The 419-nt window shown below is 61.1% G+C and carries 1 protein-coding gene; it reads right to left on the bottom strand.

The genetic code is table 11. From position 1 onward, the window contains the following. Positions 1-419: M81 family metallopeptidase (locus GSQ77_RS29050; protein WP_174246526.1), on the bottom strand; the 419-nt coding region annotated here is incomplete at both ends.

Below are 419 nucleotides of genomic sequence, written 5' to 3' on the forward strand. Positions count from 1 at the left end.
GTCTGTGACTACCCAAAGCCTGGCCCCGGCTTCCGGCACGTCTCCCCAGGGAAAACCGTGACCAAGCGAGACTGACAACACGCCGGCCTGGGACTCGACAGCCTGCAGCCGCTGCACGAATGACTTCATCGGCTCACGCGTCGTGTGCCAGAGGCCGACCATCTTGCAATCGAACACGGCGGTAACCGGTCGGATCCGACCTGATGCCGCATCAACCAGCAGGCGGTAGAGCTCCCGGCCGCGCTCTTCGGTGTCGATATGTGGGTATTCCTTGAACGCGATGATCACGTCCGTCGACCTGTGCATCAGCTCCGTGTAATGGCAGTGCAGGTCAAGTTCGATGCCGATGATGACGTCAGGCCCCACAATCCGGCGGATGTGCGCGACCAGATCGCCTTCGCAATCGTCATAGCCATCAG

This window comes from Burkholderia sp. L27(2015), assembly GCF_009765705.1.
Classification (GTDB): Bacteria; Pseudomonadota; Gammaproteobacteria; order Burkholderiales; family Burkholderiaceae; genus LMUX01.